This is a genomic window from Vibrio algarum (genome assembly GCF_028204155.1).
Classification (GTDB): Bacteria; Pseudomonadota; Gammaproteobacteria; order Enterobacterales; family Vibrionaceae; genus Vibrio; species Vibrio algarum.
Genome location: NZ_JAQLOI010000003.1, coordinates 681,586 through 698,336, shown reverse-complemented (window position 1 = coordinate 698,336; position 16,751 = coordinate 681,586). Strand labels below are relative to the sequence as shown.

Below are 16,751 nucleotides of genomic sequence, written 5' to 3'. Positions count from 1 at the left end.
ACCGTTTTAACTTGTCTAAAGGGGCCTCATTAAGTTGGCCCTTTTTTATTTTTTGTAATTTAATGCTAGGCACTTAGACTGTGATTTATATAATTAGCGAAAAACTAAAGACGGAGTTTTCAAATGGAAGCAGAAGTAAAGTGGGTCGATGAATTTACCTTTATCGGTAAATCACAATCCGGTCATGCTGTTGTAATGGATGGTAATGGTGGAGATACGGCCCCTAGTCCTATGGAAATGGTATTAATGGCTGCCGGCGGGTGTAGCTCAGTCGATGTTGTCGATGGGCTTAAATCAGCAGGTAAAGAAGTTAAATCCTGTACGGCTAAATTGACCACAGAAAGAAGAGAAACAGCACCAAGAATATTCACTCGCATTAATATTCATTTCGAAATATCGGGTACGGAGCTTGATGCGACTACCGTAGAAAAAGTCACCCGAGATTCACTAGATAAATATTGTTCGGTGTGCCTAATGCTAGGAGAGGGCCTAGAGATGACTCATTCTTGGGAGTTAGTAGCCTAATCTAGTAAATTAATCATTGGTGGCCAAAAACTCTTTGGAATGTCTAATGACCCAGTTTGGATCGTCAATAGGTATGTCATGGCCAGCGCTAGGGTGCTCTTTAATGGGTAATTTCCAACGCTCTGCTATTGCATAGCTGCATTCTGGGTTAACCATTTTGTCCTTCTTGGGGACGAGAACCAACATAGGAACTTCTGGTTTATGGTCGATTTTGAAATTCATACAGGCAATCAGTTGGTTAAAAGAGCTTCTACTCGACATCGGATTAGTGTTTGCCCATTGAATCCAATTACTTAAAACTGCGTCATTAACGGGGTAGTTGGAACCTAGTTCATAACTAAACCGTTCGCGTTCTGCTGACGATTTGATGACCGACGATATTAGGCTGCCATATTGTTGCCAACGAAGCCTTTGATAAAACCCAGAAAATGATTTAGTACTTGTACTAATTAATATCGCTCTATTTATTTCATCAGGGAATCGCCGACACCATTCTAACGCTATCATGCCACCCATGGACAAACCAATGAGTTCTATTTGAGTTGTACCTGGGTAAAGATTCGAAAGTTGAGAACGAAAGTCATCGACCATACCAGCAATAGTGTTTGGCGAATTAAGGTGGTTTCTATCACCCGCACCGGCAACATTTAAGGTGATGATATTTTTATCAGGAAACTCAGATTGCAATAAATTTGGAAAGTCTCCCCAATGTCTTTTTTCACGAAAAAGTCCACGAATGAGGACGATGGCTTTCTTTGGCATATGAACCTCAATAATATGTAGGTGAACGTTATTTTCGCCGCTTGTAAATAAGGCATCTTGTCAAAAAATAATCGCGATTACAAAGGGCTAGATGAATTATTAGATTTTGCTTACAAAAAAGTCATCCTGATCTAACGTCTCAATAAACAATAATACTGTCACTATCTAATAGGCTAGGTTAGGATTAAATAGATAATAATAAATCGAAGAGATCAATAATGGCACCATTGGGGCGAACCACACAACGCAAGACGAGCAGAAGAGCCGATTCAGAAAGAGGTCCAAAGTACGCTTTGTATGTCTGGTTGGTTTTTTTCTGGTTACGGCTGCAACAGGTATATATGTCGCAGTGAAAAGCTACCGAGAGTATATTGATCCGGTCCGAATCTATGGGAATTGGTCAGAAATTGGAGCGCCCAGTTGGTCCACCGATAAATTTACAATTACACCTGAAGGGGTTATGTCCGAAAGTCGATTTATATCTTCTTCGTTCGATTTTGACGGCGCCGCTGTTTCTTTTACAACAGGTGGAGAGTTATATGAATATCAGGTTCTTGGAGCAAACAATGAGCGCTTGAAGCGTGTGGCAGGAGGAGGTCATGCTGCTTCATTTATTAAAGAAGGCTTTGAGCATACATTACCAACAGAAGATAACGCAGGTGCGGCTAGACGCGTTTCTTTAGCGGAGCATTTTCAAAGTAAAAAGTAGCGCTCTGAACTGTCATCGAGCAATGTTAAGGTTCAAATGCAAATCAAATGGCATAGTAGATAGTTGGCTAGTGATAGACTTTCTTGTTTTCTCAATGTCATGAATACTAATAGAGTGCGCATTTTGAGTATTGATATCGACAACCAATCGCAACTCACGTCCAACCTTTGTTAGTCCAACTAGTTTGATTCTCTGATTGCCAAGTTTATCTGCTTTATTTATCCCTGCTGTTACTTGACTATGTATCTCTTTGCTTGGCGCCATCATTAAAAGCTCTCTTAGCGCCTCTTTAAGCATGTCTATTGGCACCTTTATGAAATAGACTGATATGGCACACATCATGAGTGGATCGGCATATACAGCGTATTTCGCCAGTGGTGACTGAGTTATTACCCACGCTATTATAAAACCAACCGTGATAGCGATACTTAGTAGTGTATCCATTTGCCATTGCATCGACTCTGCAGCAATTAAGTCGGAAGTAAAGCGTTTGCTCCGATGGGCTATATACCACCACGCGTAACCACAACCGAGAACGTTGAGTACCCCGAACAATGTAGCGACACTCGTATCCATTTCTCTACCACCCGTGAAGAGCGATGTAACGGCCGAATGTAACGAGACGATAACAACAACTAAAATTACGATAGCCTTTACCGTTATAACAATGGGTTCGAGAATAGCTTTGCCAAAAGGGAAGTGCCTTTTTGAAGGCGATTGAATAAATTTAGATACCACCAGTGACAATATAGTTAACAGCAAACTAACCGTTGAGTAGACGCCATCAAATAGAATAACAAGTGAGCCAAACATCAAACCAAAGACTAGGCCTCCTATCGCGAATATCGATGCCAAAAGGGCTGAGAAGGTCAAGACTTGATTTTCGATTTTACTTACTTGAGCGCACATACACTATCCTAGTAGAAATAACCTGAGTAAGTTTTGGCTATGCACGTTATATATACAATATGAATTTTTAAAATTTAGAGGAAGAGGAGAAAAATAAAAATAAAAAATCTTAAATAACAAGTAATTAATATTTTTTATTCATGTCAATATAATTGACACTGACTGATTTTGTTCATTCGTATGAATTAAAAATCAAATAGGAAATCACTTAACTTGTCGCTTAACCACGTCATACCTGGGTGTTCAGATGTTCCTGAGGCCATAAACATGCAAAAATCCTCTTGAGTTAAACCATAAGTATGTTTGATAACGGCAACTTGCTCATCGCGTAAAAGGTGTCGAATCAAAGGTTCAGGTAATACCCCCCAAGCATCTTCAATAAGTATTGTATTTAGCATGTAGTCAAAACTAGAAAAACCGATATATTTAAGTGAGAACGGCTGTAATTCAGGGTTATCTTTTTCGTTTAAATAAGCCATAGATACTTGCATGGCGTTACGTAGATCTGAATCGGAGACTCGACGCATTTGGCTTAATCGATGACCTTTTTTGCAAATAGACATCATGCGTATCTTGCCTAGTGGCTGGTATATTAGATTTGGGTCATCCACTCTTTCATAATCAACCCCGAAAGCGTAATCGACCTGTTTGGTGTCGACCAGATTTGCTAAGTCGCCTGTAGAAGCTAGAACAATGTTAAATGAAGTAGCAGGGTATTTATTATTAAGTTTATGAGCCAGATTTTGCCAGAAATTGTCAGGTAATGAATCGTCTCGAGCAATCCATACTTCAGCATTGAAGTCACTCGACACCTGACGGCATGTTTGCTTAACCCTCGAATAGGTGGCGATTAAGTTTTCGCAGTCTTTATAAATGGCTTTACCCGCTTCTGATAGTGTTAGTTGGTTTCCAGTACGGTTAAATAGATCGATTTCTAGCTCTTTTTCTAATGCTTTTATTGCCATACTTAAGCTTGTTCGATTGCACTCTAATTGTCTGGCAGCCTCTGAAACTGAGCCTAGTTCAGCGACACGGCAAAATGCTTCTATATGTGAAATGTTCATGTTCGCTCCTAAATTCAGAGTGTTAGGATAGCGAAAACAGCCTAATTTACCTAGTTTAAAGCGACAAATGATAAAAAATATAAAAAGTTGAACAATTAGTCGTGAAGCATAGCGACATTTTGTTTAACATGGGGTAGCGAAAATTAAGGACGTACAAACGGAGACCACATGTCATACGATTGGGATAAACGCGCTAAAGAATGGGAAATGGAACCAGCGACCATTCGCTATGCTGAAAAGGCGTTCGAAGAGTTAGAAAACATTATCAATGTGACAAATTTACGAGTGTTTGATTTTGGTTGCGGTACGGGGTTGTTAAGTCAAAAAATCGCCCCCTTGGCTAAAGATATAGTGGCACTTGATTCATCAGAAGCCATGATAGAAGAATTAGATAAAAAATTTTTGCCAAACGTTGAGCCTGTTGTTGATATCCTCTCTCGAGGACTGATTGCTCAACATCCAGCCTTTCGTGGCCAGTTTGATTGTGTCATTGCTTCTTCCGTTTGTGGTTTTATAGAAAATTTTCAAGAAGCAGCGGAACTCATTTATTTACTGCTTGAAGATGAAGGTATTTTTGTTCATTGGGATTGGCTAGCAGAAAATGAACAAAAAGGGTTAACAGAAGCTAAGGTTGAACAAGTACTTATAGACGCAGGTTTTGATACTGTTTCGGTATCTGTCCCTTTTGAGGTGGAAACCGAACAAGGTACGTTGTCGGTGATAATGGGTATCGGTGAGAAATAGCATTTATTTATCGCTAAAAGCTTGTTACCTATAACATTTACAAACTATATAAATTGACCCAATCCTGTAATTACTTCTATCATTGGATGTAATAGTCAACACCCGAACAGGACGACAGAAATTATGAGTAATGATTCAAAAGAGCACTTACATGCATTGCGGATGATTTTGCTGGCTCTGGATGAAGTTGTGAGATCGGGGGCTGCGCCAAGGTATGAAGGTGACGATAGCGGGACAAATCCAGAGTCATTTAAAAAACTAGTTATGCAGTTTGCAGGTGACAGAGTTAGCGAAGAAACTATTGATGAAGCGTTAAAAATCCCCTTGCAAGAGATTGCTGGTCGATTAATGGACGTTTCTAAAAATAATTAATAGTAAACAGAAAACAGTGTTAAAGAAGGCCGCAGATTGCGGCCTTCTTTGTTTTTATAGCAACGTTTTTATAGCAAAAAAAACGCCACTCGAAAGTGGCGTACTAAAGATATAGTTACAAATTCTACAAAAGATATAAAGATGAATATCGTTGTAAAAATGAGGGGTACTTTCCCCTCATTAGTAATTACATAGAGCCTAGTTCGTTTGCTGTTAGCATCGCAGCAAGTACTAGAGCAGGTGTAACTTCAAATGGCATATTGTGAATAGTTTCACCTTCTGCACATGACGCTTCAGCAACTTCCATTAGCTTGTCACGATTGATTTCCGTCACACCCATGTCTTTTAGATTTGTTGGTAGACCAACAGATTTACAGAAATCTAATACCTCGTTGATCTCTGCCATTGGAGCGTTTTCTAGTACAAGTTGGGTTAGTGTACCAAATGCTACTTTTTCACCGTGATATAAGTGATGGCATTCTTCCAACTTGGTTAAACCGTTATGGATAGCGTGTGCTGCAGCAAGACCTGAACTTTCGAAACCGATACCAGAAAGGTAAGTGTTTGCTTCGATAATGTTTTCAACAGCTGTATTAGATAGGTTTTGGTCACAAGCAATTTTTGCTTTAAGGCCATCAGCGATCAGTGTTTCGTAACAAAGTTTTGCTAGTGCTTGGGCTGAACGAGTTGGAGCACCACCAGCCATAGTTGATTTACCAGAGATACCGTTTGCACGAGCTTCAAAGTACGTAGAAAGAGCATCACCCATACCAGATACAAGTAAACGAGTTGGCGCACCAGCAATGATTTGAGTATCCATAATAACCATATTTGGATTGCTTGGAATCATTAGGTATTCGGCAAATTCACCTTCTGGAGTATAAATTACAGCAAGAGCACTTGTTGGAGCATCAGTAGATGCGATTGTAGGAACGATTACTACTGGCTTTTTAGAATAGAAAGCGATTGATTTAGCAGTATCGAGTGTTTTACCACCCCCAATACCAACAACAACATCGACACCTTTTTCGTTTGCTATTTCCATTAGGCGCTCTATCTCAGGGCGGCTACATTCACCAACAAACTCAGCCATGCTTAGTTCTACACCAGCTTCTTCACAGCTTTTCGTTACAGTTGCGCCAACCAGATCAGTTACAAAACCATCTGCAATAGCAAGAACTTTCGTACCTAATGGTTTTACATATTCACCAATACTTTCTAGTACGTTTGCGCCTTGAATATATTTGCTTGGTGAGATAATGATTTTGTCCATTTTAAAGACCTCTTTGAAATTTGGGTAGGGGTAAGGTTCACCCCGTTATAAGAACAATATTTCATCGGGTTCACAGTGATCGATCACACATTTTGTGATTTTGTGTATGTTTTTGTTTGTTTGATTTTGAGCTGTCTCACGTTAAACGTTTACACTGTTGGAAAATTTACAATTTATGACATAAGGTAGTAACCAATGTAATATCCCCCTATTACCTATGTGTGTATAAATTTATTCAACAATCAGTGAAGTGAATGTGATGAAAAAGTTAATTAATGAAGTAGAAAACGTAGTTTCTGAGCAAGTAGAAGGCCTTGTACTTGCTAACCCAGATCTCAAGCTCGTAACTGACCCTTACTTTATTTACCATGAAAAAAGCCAAGGAAAAGTCGCTTTGGTTTCTGGTGGTGGTAGTGGACATGAACCTCTTCACGCAGGATTCATCGGTAAAGGTATGCTAACAGCCGCTTGTCCGGGTGCTGTATTTACGTCTCCAACTCCAGATCAAATGATGGAGTGTGGTAAAGCAGTCGCTAATGACGAAGGTGTACTTTACTTCATTAAAAACTATACAGGCGACATTCTTAACTTCGAGATGGCTGTAGAAATGCTACATATGGAAGGCATCAAAGTCGGTTCGGTTGTTATTGATGATGATGTTGCAGTAAAAGATTCTCTATATACAGCAGGTCGTCGTGGTGTAGCAGCGACAGTACTAATCGAAAAATTAGTTGGTGCTGCAGCAGAAGCAGGAAAAGATATCGATTATTGTGAAGCATTAGCAGCTCGTCTTAATAACCGCGCACGTTCATTTGGTATTGCGTTATCTGCGTGTGTTGTTCCTGCTAACGGTAAGCCTTCTTTTGAACTTGCTGATAACGAAATAGAGTTTGGTGTTGGTATTCACGGTGAACCAGGTATCGAACGTCGTGCATACAAAGATGTAGATACAACAACGGCTGAAATGCTTCAAGAGCTTCTTGCTCCTGATACTTATACTCGAACATTAAAAACGTGGGATCGCGAGAACGGTGACTGGATCGAAACTGAGCAATCTACAGAAGCCTATGAAAAAGGTGATGAACTGATCGTATTAGTAAATGGTCTTGGTGGTACTCCAGAATCTGAGTTATTTGGTGCTTATCGTAAAGTTCATACTGAACTAGAGGCAGCAGGTTTTAAAGTAGCTCGTACGCTGGTTGGTAACTACTGTACTTCGCTAAATATGGAAGGCTTTTCAATTACGTTGATGAAAGCAGATGCTGAAACACTAGAATTATGGGATGCACCTGTAGATGCTCCTTCATTACGTTGGGGTTGTTAATATGTCTGAGATTACTAAAGCACAAATTGTTACTTGGCTGACAAATTGCAGCGCTGTTTATTCTGAAAATCGCGATATGCTTACTGAACTAGATGCGGCAATTGGTGATGCAGACCATGGTCTAAATATGGAACGTGGATTTGGCGAAGTAGCTGCGAAACTACCAACCGTTGCGGATAAAGATCTTGCTAACATCTTTAAAATTACTGGTATGTCACTACTTTCTAAAGTGGGTGGTGCTTCTGGTCCTCTTTATGGCACATTTTTCATCCGTGCTGCGACGAAATCAGCAGGTAAAGATAGCCTAACTCTTACTGAGTTTGTTGATGCGCTTCAAGCGGGTGTTGATGGCGTTGTTGGTCGTGGTAAAGCTACCCCTGGTGACAAAACAATGTGCGATGCTTGGTGGGAAGTAATCGCAGCGGGTACTGCTGCTGTTGAAAGCGGACTAGACGTAGCTTCTGCTTTAGACAGTATGGCGAATGCAGCGGCTAAGGGTGTAGAAAATACGATCCCTATGCAAGCTAAAAAAGGTCGTGCGAGTTATTTAGGTGAGCGCAGTATTGGTCACCCAGATCCAGGTGCGACATCAACTAAGTTAATGATCGAAACGCTAAGTAAAGTAGTAAATGAGGCATAAAAAATGGTAGGTATCGTTGTTGTATCACACAGCGAATTGCTAGCTAACGGTGTCGTTGAGCTAGCAAACCAAATGACTCAAGGCCGCTGCAAAATTGCAGCGGCTGGCGGTATTGACGACCCTGAAAACCCGATTGGTACGGATACTATTCGTATCATGATGGCTATCGAAGAGGTGTACGACGATAGCGGCGTTGTTGTGATGATGGATATGGGCTCAGCCCTATTAAGTACAGAAACGGCATTAGAACTTATTGACCCAGATATGGTGGAAAATATTGCACTATGTTCGGCGCCTATTGTCGAAGGCACGATGGCCGCATCGGTTGCTGCATCTGCTGATTTACCAATGTCTGCAGTATTGGAAGAGGCGGCCGGTTCTTTATCAGCCAAGCGTGAACATTTGGGTGAAGTGGATGAAGAAACAGCACCAGCGACGGTAGTCGAAGTTGCTGCTGATGCTTTAGAGTTTAATTGGGTAGTATTAAACCCACATGGTTTACATGCTCGTCCTGCTGCCGCTATTGTTGGTGCAATGGCGAAATTTGAATCTGATATTTTGCTTGAAAAATCTGGAACGAAAGTGAATGCGAAGAGTTTAAACTCTATCGCTAAACTTGGCGTTAAGTTAAATGATGAGATCCGTATTCTTGCATCTGGTAGCGATGCTATTAAAGTTATTACTGCATTTGAAACGCTAGCAAACGACCATTTTGGCGAGTCTGTTGACCAACCAGAAGAAACGACAACAAGCGAAGATAACTCGGTAATAGCGAAAGTTGAGGGAGCTATCTCTGGTATCCCAGTATGTGATGGGATTGCAATTGGTCAAATTCTTGGCCTTGAAAGCGCAATGCCTGAAGTCCCATTACGTGCATTTACTTCGGAAGCTGAAGAGTTAGAAAAGTTTACTCAAGCCGTGGAAAATGTTTCAGCGTCACTCAAGCAGCAAGAAGTGGAGGCTGAGAAAACCTTGGGTAAAGAGCATGCAGAAATTTTTGGTGCTCACGAAATGATGATTACTGACCCTGAATTATTAGAAATGGTTCAGAATGAGATTGCCGCTGGTGCCATTGCCGAAGCTGCTCTTATGACAGTTATGACTCAACAAGCAGCGGAATATGCTCAGTCTGAAAGTGAATACATGCGAGAACGTGAAGCCGATGTATGGGATGTGGCGAAGCAGACAATGTATTCGTTTGATGGTGCAGAAGCGGAATCCATTGAACTTGTTGATAACTGTATTATCGTAGCAAACGATTTGTCGCCAGCGCAGACTGCACAGTTGGATCCTTCCATGGTAGCAGGTATCTGTTTAGAGGCAGGTGGCCGTACGTCTCATAGTGCGATTATCGCTCGTGCAATGGGTATTCCATGTATTGTCAAAGCAGAAGGTATTCTTGTCTCTACTGAAAATGGTCAAGAAGTAATTCTTGATGGTAAGCAAGGCCATTTATGGCTTGCACCAGACGCTGAAACAACTTCTCGTTTAACAGAAGAACGTAATGCCTGGATTGCAGATACCGTGACAAAAAAAGAGCAAGCATCTAAACCAGCCATTACCGTAGATGGTTTACAAATTGACGTACACGCTAACATTGGTGGACTGAAAGACGTAAAAGCCGCGTTAGAATCGGGCGCTGAAGGTGTAGGTTTACTGCGTACAGAATTTGTATTCCAATCGAGCAAAACGTTACCGACCGAAGATGAGCAATATGAAATCTATCGTGATATCGCCGTTGCTTTAGAAAATCGTCCTCTTACCATTCGGAGTTTAGATGTAGGCGGAGATAAACCACTTCCATCGTACCCGATGTGCGAAGAAGAAAATCCATTCTTAGGGTTACGTGGTGTTCGTCTTTGTTTGACAGATAGCGAGCTATTTAAGCCACAACTCAAAGCGGTATTGCGTGCAGCCAAAGACAACTCAAACATTCAGTTAATGATACCGATGATTGCTGAAGTGGATGAACTTAAAGCAGTCAAATCACTTATTGCTGAATGCCGAACCGAGTTGAATCTATCTGAAAGTGATTGTCCTTTGAAAGTGGGCATCATGATTGAGGTACCAGCTGCAGTTTTGAATGCTGATGCGTTAGCAAAAGAAGCGGATTTCTTTAGCATAGGTACCAATGATCTTACACAGTATGTAATGGCTGCAGATCGCGGCAACACAGCAGTGTCAGATTTGGTAGACTATAAAAAATCTGCTGTTATTTCAGCAATTGAAATGACGTGTATTGCTGCTAGAGCAAATGATATTCCAGTTAGTATGTGCGGTGAAATGGCAGGTGACACAGACTTATCGGAACAGCTTATAAAGCTAGGTGTGCATAAACTAAGTGCAAGTTCATCTCTTATTCCTAACGTGAAAGCGAAGGTGCGCGAAATTAGCTATAAATAACTGCTATTGTTAAGAAAGACCAACGGACTTAGTGCGTGCTAAGTCCGTTTTTTAATTTGCCATTTTTTCTGTACTGTTCGCCAGCGACTTATGTTAGAACGATGGTGAGGATTTTGTATCTTACTCTCAATCTGTGTATTTAATTTCACTGGTAGATGAGCCACTTTATTGTCAACTATGCTTATACCCAGCCAACGAAAAATGTTATTCCAAAGTGGTTCATCTAAGCTTATTTTCGAGATGGTTTTATTTTGAAATGGTTCTTGATAAAGATAAGAGTCGGTCATTAAACCCAATGTTTGATATTGTTGAAAATGGTCAAGTAGATCCCGTACTTTTTTTACTTGCGGGTTTCCTTCAGAACACCGATTAATAATAAAACCTACCTGAACATTTTTTTTAATTAATGAAAGGTTTACCATTATTTTTTCAATTAAGGGTAGGGTAGCATGGAGATCAACAGGGGAAGGTTGGATAGGAACAACAACAAAATCTGCGAGCATCAAGTACTTTTTTATGTGGTTATCATCGAAATTAGCGGGTGAATCAATAATAATAAAGTCACAATTTTTACTTACTTTTACGGATGAGGCGATATCTGAATAACCGCGGAAACTAATATTTAATTGTTGAGTCTCTATTTGTTCTATCTCTTTTGCCCACGAGTGAGACGACACTTGCTTATCGCTATCAATGAGTTCAACGCAATGCTGAGCTGTACATAATTTTGAAGCGAGATTAACCGTAAAAGTCGACTTACCCACGCCACCTTTTAAGTTTAATACTAATATCTTTTTTGACTTCGCGTGTGCAATGCTGATTTTTTTCTAAGCATTCGACATCCCTAAGATATTTATTTTTTATTTCGATACACATTTTTATCATAATGTTTGTACATCAAAAATAGCATAGGGATAGAAAAATAAAAAACAGAAATATAATAATACGTAACTTATAAATAAATACTTGGAGTGAACTGGAGTGCGTGATTTTATCAAGAAGAATTTATTCGATGTAAAAACTGTAAATTACTTACAGCTAGAAATTTTTTTATCGCCCAATCCATGTGAGGAAGGAGTCATTCATACACAATATCAAATTTGATATTGTGGTCACTTCCGGGCTGATAAAAACTTGTGTGATGCTATATGTTTAAGCGATCCAAGTTAGGCTTGTTAGAAGAACTATCGTTGCTGTTACTGAAAACATTGTTGCTATAGTGGCAATTTCACGTAGTACAGATGTTGTTTTTTCGTTTACTTTTGGTGTTTCGATTTGTGAAGTTAGTATTGAGCTCATGTCATTTTCCTCGTTATTAATTATCAGTTGACGATCACATTATCACCATTTATGTGACCTGAGTCAATATTTATTGGTAATTTAATTACATAAATGATAAATAATTTACAGTAATTGAGGCGTTATAGAGTTTTAGTCTTTAAAAACAACATGTTAATTGAATGTGAATTTATTGTGTTGGTGATGTCAAAGTAGAAATGGGTTTTAGAAAGAGTAGCGTTTGGCTTGACTCAACTATATATAATAGACAGTATGCATATGAAATAAATATAAAAACAAAGAGGATTCCATGATTACCTTACATCACCTAGTGAGATCTCGTTCCAAAAGGATAATTTGGCTATTAGAAGAACTCAAAGTCCCTTATGAAATTAAGGCTTATCAAAGAGATGCTGTGACTCAACTAGCGCCTGCAGAATTGCGTGCTGTCCACCCATTAGGGAAATCTCCAGTCATAGAAGAAAATGGTAAAGTACTGGCCGAGTCAGGTGCAATAACAGAGTTTTTAGCTCAACGTTTCGCAAGTGACACATTAGTCCCAGCTAAAGAGTCAGATGAGTATCCGCTCTATCTACAGTGGCTCCATTTTGCAGAGAGCTCAGCAGCACTGCCTTTATTGATGCATTATTTTTTGAAAGTTGATGGTTCTGAAACTCGATTTGTTTCTGACTATAGCGAAAATGAGATCAAACTTATTCTTGGATATATGAATGAACATTTATCCAAGAATACTTGGTTGGTTGGTGATCAATTTACCGCGGCAGATATATTGATTTCATTTATAGTCGAAATGGCTGCAGGGTTAGGTTTTCTCACTGACTACCCCAAGCTCACACAATACCTATCGGCATTAAATGAAATGCCTGCAGCCCAAAGAGCCGCTAGTTTGGAACAGCAGTACGATGCGAGCTGAGTTTAATTTTGCTTATAGCGAGGTTTATTAGACTCTTCTATGCGCTCTTGGCCCAATGGATACCATTTAAGAGGTCCATTTGATTCTCGAGCGTTTTCTTCACTACATACCATGTAGTGTTCTCCGATTTGTAAAACAGCACCTAAAGAATAAGCTTTATCTTGGTAGTAGCAGACTCGTTTAAGCATTGCGTTGTTACTGTTTCCTAGAATAATCGCTTTGCCCGGGGTCGACACAGTATTTGTATGGCCAAGTGTAGGGATTAGGCATAGCAGTAGCCAATATTTTTTCATTCTTTTTCTCTTCTGATTATTTTTATTTGTGGCTAATTAAGTATAAGTTTGTAATCCAATTAAGGTTATTACAAGTTTTCATCATAATTAAAAAAATTTTTAATTGTTTAATTGGCTCAATTACCCTTTGGTTATTAACGTTTTACTTTTTTGAATGCACTTCAATGACCATGTTTGCTTGTGTCTATTGTGTTCAAGTGATTTCTTATTTAGCTCTTTTGCGGTTTTAAGGACAAGGAGTTAGTAAAAATTAAGGTGATGTATACATGATAAAAATGTATACATCATGTATATGCTTCTAAGTATCTGTGATGCTCGTTCAACATGTATGCTCTGTTCTAGAATTGTTGATGCATTATTTCTACCAGTAGAGGATATTGGTAATTAGAACGTCATACTGGTTCTACGCCCAGTCAACATTAACAGTACTTATAATAACTGCTTCTATGGATATGGTCGCATGATAATCCCCGGTACATATTGCTATTTGTCAGAGTATGGAATTTGAGAATAGCGTTGGAGAACTTCGATGCTTAGCCATAAATTAAGTAATTTACTCAAGCTTTATCGTACAGCCAGTCGAGTTGAGAGTCTCAATACAATCATGCATTGCGCTAAAGAATTTGAGAAAGTTTTGATTAAGATAGATGGGTGTGAAGTAGATCCCGTTACTCGTCTCTACTTAAACGACTTAAAAACGATTCACCAGACATCCAACGACATAGTTAAAAGAAAAATGATCGGTGCAGAAGCGGCTTAATCGCAGTTTAATTGGAGGTTTTAAAGTAATTGACTTACTATTGGCTAACTCAATAATAGATAGCTAATTTATATGTCCTCTCATTCGCCGATTAAAGGTGCTAGCTGGATGTTAACCGCAGGGTTAGCATTCGCCATCGTAAATAGCCTTGCGCAATATGTAAGTATTAATTTTTCTCTTCCTTCTACCTCGGTTGCTTTGATTCAATATGCGGTAGCTCTCGTTGTCATTCTTCCGTATTTGAAGTCGCTTGGAATTAAAAACTCGTTATCAACTGACAACCTCAAGATGCACGTATTCCGGGTCTTTTTATCGGTTATTGGTATCCAGTTATGGATGTGGGCTCTAGCGTACCCAGTTCCTATTTGGCAAGGTATCGCCTTATTAATGACCTCTCCACTTTTTGCAACAATAGGTTCGGGCTTATTTCTCAAAGAGAAAGTAGGCTTTGTTCGCTGGGGAGCAACATTGGCAGGTTTTGTTGGTGCCATGGTTATCTTAGAGCCCTGGGCTGATAATTTTAATGCTGCTTCGTTGTTACCGGTTGGCGCTGCATTCTTTTGGGCTTGTTATTCGTTAATGGTGAAGAAGCTTTCTTCAAATGATTCTCCATCGACAATGGTGGTCTATCTATTGTTGTTAATAACTCCCTTTAATATTCTCTTAGCTTTACCCGATTGGACTATGCCGTCAACCTCGACTAGTTGGTTGTTTTTACTTGGTGCAGGGGTGATGACAGCTCTTGCACAGTGGGCTATTGTAAAGGCTTACTCCGTTGCTGACGCGTCATTTGTACAACCCTTCGATAATGCAAAATTGCCGCTAAATGTTTTGCTTGGATGGATGGTTTTCGGCTGGGTCCCACCTGGAAGGTTGTGGTTAGGCGCTGCAATAATTATTGCAGCGGTAGCATTTATCACCCACTGGGAAACGAGTGGAAAAAGAGAGTTAAGTGAAGTCAATTAACTACATGTCTTCTAAATTTTCTACTCTTTCGTATTCATATTCTTTATATGGTTTATTGAGTCTGTTTAGACATTCTTGATAAACCGTATTGCTTTGTCGACTGCAGCTGCTTTTTTGTTGAGCATGAATGGAATTATATAACTGTTCATTAGAGCAACCAGTAATAAAAAGGCTGAATAGCGTGGTAATTAATACCCAGCGATAGTCAGTAAGTCGCCTGCCTATCATAATGCTTTAACCAGAAAGAATTTTTTAGTTTCTACTGGGAAATCATCCATCGTCATGACGTGTGAATAACCTAGTTTTTCATAAAATGGCCTCGCCTGAAAACTGAATGTATCTAGCAAGCATGAATGGCATCCTTGCTCTTTGGCGTATTGTTCAAGTTCTAGCAAAATAGCTGATCCGAGTCCTTGCCCTTTTTCGCTTTTATCAACCCAAAGAAAATGAACTAATAGCCAGTTTCCCCATATTTCTCCAGTTACTCCCGCTTTCTTCTTCCCATTTTCGATGTGGCGGAAGTTTGCGATATCATACCGTCTAAGCTCTTTCAAATAAGGGGAGTTATGCTCGATCAATCCATTTCGAATCTCTTGGATATCTTCGGTCGATGGATTTACTACGATAGTTGTATTCATTTCTTACACACTGTTTCGTTATTGTTTGAATCAGGTAATTTCACAAAAGTGACTTTTTCATCTGATGTTGGAACTTCAAACCACTGCCAAAACATATCCATCATGTCAGGTGTCATTTCGTAAGCTTGCTCCTTGCGCCCTGAATTGCGTTGATAAGCTCTCTCACAACACGTTTCGAAACTCGCATCCAGGTAGATGATTTCGTATTCGAAGCCTTCAGAATGTGCCCAGATGGCAATGTCATCTCGTTTTTTTCGGTTCCAAAAACCAAAATCAAAGATAACAGAAGTATCTAATTGCATCATCTGAATAGATGCTGTTTTAAAAAGTTCGGTCAGAATACCGATGCGTTGGTCAAATAGCTCTCTTGGCATATGTTCGCCAAATAGCGGTATCATCCATTCGTCCATAGAAAAACGAAAAGCGGATTGCGACTTAGCCAGTTGTTTAGAGTAAGTGGTTTTGCCAGAACCAATAAAGCCGCATATAAAGTATATCTTTGCCATGTTTTAGAGTGTCCCGTGAGCTTTCCAAATACAATCTTTAATTGAGAAGTCGGAAAATTCTGCTGTGAAGGAAGATTTCGTGGGGCTACAAGCATACACACCAAATTTCATTGGGGTATCTGTTGGTAAGGGTGGGTTCGCCCGCCCCATTTCAGAGGATGTAGGGCCTAAAGCGTGCATATGAAATATTCTCATTTGACGAAACTCTATCCCGTCAAAGGCACTTTCAATGAGGAAATCTGGCCCCCTGCGGCTTAATCTGTACCAAATTTCTTTTGGTAACTTAATATCGGTAGTAGCCCAGTCTGAGTGCCCTAAATTCGTTACAACACTACCAAGACGAGAGTAGTCGTCGTTTTCGTATTCGATGGAAGCTTTGAACCAGTTGTCTTGATCTAAGTAAATAATGACGCCACATTGGTCGAATAGATTTTGATATTCAAATGTTGCCTTCACCGTAAAAGTGAAATTATCCGAAGATTTGAACTGGTAGGCGGGAGCATTGTTGTTCTGAAATCCATAATATGAGCGTTGCCAAAAGTCAGTATTTGGCTCTGTGGTTATTCTGAGTCGATTATCAGTTATGATTTTTGATTTGGGTTCAAATATCCAGTCACCAGTTGTTAAGTTTAGGGTCATGAGTATTCCTCT

At 39.7% G+C, this 16,751-nt stretch carries 20 protein-coding genes; 10 read left to right on the top strand and 10 right to left on the bottom strand.

What is annotated here, in order from left to right; translation table 11 throughout:
- The first annotated feature begins 123 nt into the window (after positions 1–123).
- Entirely contained in the window at positions 124–525 is a 402-nt protein-coding gene (locus PGX00_RS18505) for an OsmC family protein (RefSeq protein WP_272139353.1), read from the top strand.
- Positions 526–534: 9 nt separating this feature from the next.
- Here PGX00_RS18505 and PGX00_RS18500 read toward each other — a convergent pair whose 3' ends face one another.
- Positions 535–1,287, bottom strand: a complete 753-nt coding sequence (locus PGX00_RS18500; RefSeq protein ID WP_272139351.1) for an alpha/beta fold hydrolase — start codon at positions 1,285–1,287, stop codon at positions 535–537.
- A gap of 349 nt (positions 1,288–1,636) precedes the next feature.
- Here PGX00_RS18500 and PGX00_RS18495 point away from each other — a divergent pair, with 349 nt between their 5' ends.
- Positions 1,637–1,996 (top strand): DUF2850 domain-containing protein, encoded by a 360-nt coding sequence (locus PGX00_RS18495; RefSeq protein WP_272139349.1) that lies wholly within the window; start codon positions 1,637–1,639, stop codon positions 1,994–1,996.
- A 12-nt stretch (positions 1,997–2,008) separates the two neighbouring features.
- Here the strand turns inward: PGX00_RS18495 and PGX00_RS18490 are convergent, their stop codons facing one another.
- Together PGX00_RS18490 and PGX00_RS18485 are read right to left on the bottom strand one after the other, a co-directional pair.
- Positions 2,009–2,905 carry a cation diffusion facilitator family transporter gene (locus PGX00_RS18490; protein WP_272139347.1) on the bottom strand — a complete coding sequence of 299 codons (897 nt, stop codon included), beginning with the start codon at positions 2,903–2,905 and terminating at the stop codon, positions 2,009–2,011.
- A 185-nt stretch (positions 2,906–3,090) separates the two neighbouring features.
- Positions 3,091–3,969: a LysR family transcriptional regulator gene (locus tag PGX00_RS18485; RefSeq protein WP_272139345.1), complete on the bottom strand. Its 879-nt coding sequence runs from the start codon at positions 3,967–3,969 to the stop codon at positions 3,091–3,093.
- 168 nt (positions 3,970–4,137) lie between these two features.
- On the opposite strand from PGX00_RS18485, the gene PGX00_RS18480 reads away from it, so the two are divergent.
- The gene (locus tag PGX00_RS18480; RefSeq protein WP_272139343.1) at positions 4,138–4,713 is read left to right on the top strand and encodes a class I SAM-dependent DNA methyltransferase; all 576 of its coding nucleotides are present in this window, start codon (positions 4,138–4,140) and stop codon (positions 4,711–4,713) included.
- A gap of 123 nt (positions 4,714–4,836) precedes the next feature.
- Positions 4,837–5,085: a hypothetical protein gene (locus PGX00_RS18475; protein ID WP_272139341.1), complete on the top strand. Its 249-nt coding sequence runs from the start codon at positions 4,837–4,839 to the stop codon at positions 5,083–5,085.
- A gap of 187 nt (positions 5,086–5,272) precedes the next feature.
- Here the strand turns inward: PGX00_RS18475 and PGX00_RS18470 are convergent, their stop codons facing one another.
- Positions 5,273–6,358 (bottom strand): glycerol dehydrogenase, encoded by a 1,086-nt coding sequence (locus PGX00_RS18470; RefSeq protein ID WP_272139339.1) that lies wholly within the window; start codon positions 6,356–6,358, stop codon positions 5,273–5,275.
- A 259-nt stretch (positions 6,359–6,617) separates the two neighbouring features.
- Here PGX00_RS18470 and dhaK point away from each other — a divergent pair, with 259 nt between their 5' ends.
- Genes dhaK through ptsP form a run of 3 tightly spaced genes read left to right on the top strand, consistent with a single transcriptional unit; the run spans position 6,618 to position 10,725 of the window.
- Positions 6,618–7,682, top strand: coding sequence for a dihydroxyacetone kinase subunit DhaK (gene dhaK / locus PGX00_RS18465; protein ID WP_272139337.1), 1,065 nt, complete (start codon positions 6,618–6,620; stop codon positions 7,680–7,682).
- A gap of 1 nt (position 7,683) precedes the next feature.
- Complete coding sequence (dhaL, locus tag PGX00_RS18460) at positions 7,684–8,322, top strand: dihydroxyacetone kinase subunit DhaL (protein ID WP_272139335.1); 639 nt, start codon at positions 7,684–7,686, stop codon at positions 8,320–8,322.
- 3 nt (positions 8,323–8,325) lie between these two features.
- On the top strand, positions 8,326–10,725 hold the full coding sequence (gene ptsP, locus PGX00_RS18455; protein ID WP_272139333.1) for a phosphoenolpyruvate--protein phosphotransferase: 2,400 nt from the start codon (positions 8,326–8,328) through the stop codon (positions 10,723–10,725).
- 38 nt (positions 10,726–10,763) lie between these two features.
- Here the strand turns inward: ptsP and PGX00_RS18450 are convergent, their stop codons facing one another.
- Positions 10,764–11,516 (bottom strand): ParA family protein, encoded by a 753-nt coding sequence (locus PGX00_RS18450; protein ID WP_272140908.1) that lies wholly within the window; start codon positions 11,514–11,516, stop codon positions 10,764–10,766.
- Between the two features lie 361 nt (positions 11,517–11,877).
- Complete coding sequence (locus PGX00_RS18445) at positions 11,878–12,024, bottom strand: hypothetical protein (protein WP_272139331.1); 147 nt, start codon at positions 12,022–12,024, stop codon at positions 11,878–11,880.
- 289 nt (positions 12,025–12,313) lie between these two features.
- Here PGX00_RS18445 and PGX00_RS18440 point away from each other — a divergent pair, with 289 nt between their 5' ends.
- Positions 12,314–12,937, top strand: a complete 624-nt coding sequence (locus tag PGX00_RS18440) for a glutathione S-transferase family protein (protein ID WP_272139329.1) — start codon at positions 12,314–12,316, stop codon at positions 12,935–12,937.
- Positions 12,938–12,939: 2 nt separating this feature from the next.
- Here PGX00_RS18440 and PGX00_RS18435 read toward each other — a convergent pair whose 3' ends face one another.
- Positions 12,940–13,230, bottom strand: a complete 291-nt coding sequence (locus PGX00_RS18435) for a DUF1496 domain-containing protein (RefSeq protein WP_272139327.1) — start codon at positions 13,228–13,230, stop codon at positions 12,940–12,942.
- A 529-nt stretch (positions 13,231–13,759) separates the two neighbouring features.
- Here PGX00_RS18435 and PGX00_RS18430 point away from each other — a divergent pair.
- Both PGX00_RS18430 and PGX00_RS18425 read left to right on the top strand, forming a co-directional pair.
- Positions 13,760–13,990 (top strand): hypothetical protein, encoded by a 231-nt coding sequence (locus tag PGX00_RS18430; RefSeq protein WP_272139325.1) that lies wholly within the window; start codon positions 13,760–13,762, stop codon positions 13,988–13,990.
- Positions 13,991–14,062: 72 nt separating this feature from the next.
- On the top strand, positions 14,063–14,956 hold the full coding sequence (locus tag PGX00_RS18425; RefSeq protein ID WP_272139323.1) for a DMT family transporter: 894 nt from the start codon (positions 14,063–14,065) through the stop codon (positions 14,954–14,956).
- 224 nt (positions 14,957–15,180) lie between these two features.
- On the opposite strand, the gene PGX00_RS18420 is transcribed toward PGX00_RS18425, so the two are convergent.
- From PGX00_RS18420 to PGX00_RS18410, 3 genes are read right to left on the bottom strand one after another with little or no spacing between them, the layout of a single operon-like run.
- Positions 15,181–15,594, bottom strand: coding sequence for a GNAT family N-acetyltransferase (locus tag PGX00_RS18420; protein ID WP_272139321.1), 414 nt, complete (start codon positions 15,592–15,594; stop codon positions 15,181–15,183).
- Complete coding sequence (locus tag PGX00_RS18415; protein ID WP_272139319.1) at positions 15,591–16,100, bottom strand: AAA family ATPase; 510 nt, start codon at positions 16,098–16,100, stop codon at positions 15,591–15,593. Before PGX00_RS18415 ends, PGX00_RS18420 begins: the two co-directional genes overlap by 4 nt.
- A gap of 3 nt (positions 16,101–16,103) precedes the next feature.
- Positions 16,104–16,739: a DUF1349 domain-containing protein gene (locus tag PGX00_RS18410; protein ID WP_272139317.1), complete on the bottom strand. Its 636-nt coding sequence runs from the start codon at positions 16,737–16,739 to the stop codon at positions 16,104–16,106.
- Positions 16,740–16,751 lie beyond the last annotated feature (12 nt).